Below are 349 nucleotides of genomic sequence, written 5' to 3'. Positions count from 1 at the left end.
TATCACCTGCGGTGAGAACGTCCGCATATATGATGACCTCAAGGCGGAGCATAGGAAATGGACACGCAAGCTCTCTGATTGCTTCCGTTGGCTCAATCAAAAATATGGTTCAAATCTGTATTTCAGGGGGACTGAGTTCACTCATAATGAGGATCATGAAACCCTTAACATGCATATGAATATCCTCTTTTATCTGCCGTATTTGAAGGGGAACGGCTGGCAGGATTTTCTTGCTGATGTTCGTGAGAGGATGTCGTGCATTGTTAAGGATGCGGGAACTCTTGAGTCTGTTGATGAGGTCACAAAATATGTGACTAAGCCGAACGATATTGAGACGATGGAGGATGGC

1 protein-coding gene is annotated in these 349 nt (G+C 45.0%); it reads left to right on the top strand.

Annotation, left to right across the window (positions count from 1 at the left end; all coding sequences use genetic code 11):
• Positions 1-349: protein rep (locus KP705_RS19875; RefSeq protein WP_215765561.1), on the top strand; the 349-nt coding region annotated here is incomplete at both ends.

The organism is Gluconobacter sp. P1D12_c, assembly GCF_018812105.1.
In the GTDB taxonomy this organism is placed as follows: Bacteria; Pseudomonadota; Alphaproteobacteria; order Acetobacterales; family Acetobacteraceae; genus Gluconobacter; species Gluconobacter oxydans_A.
The sequence above is the reverse complement of the archived record's forward strand: the minus strand, read 5'-3'. Positions and strand labels throughout refer to the sequence as shown.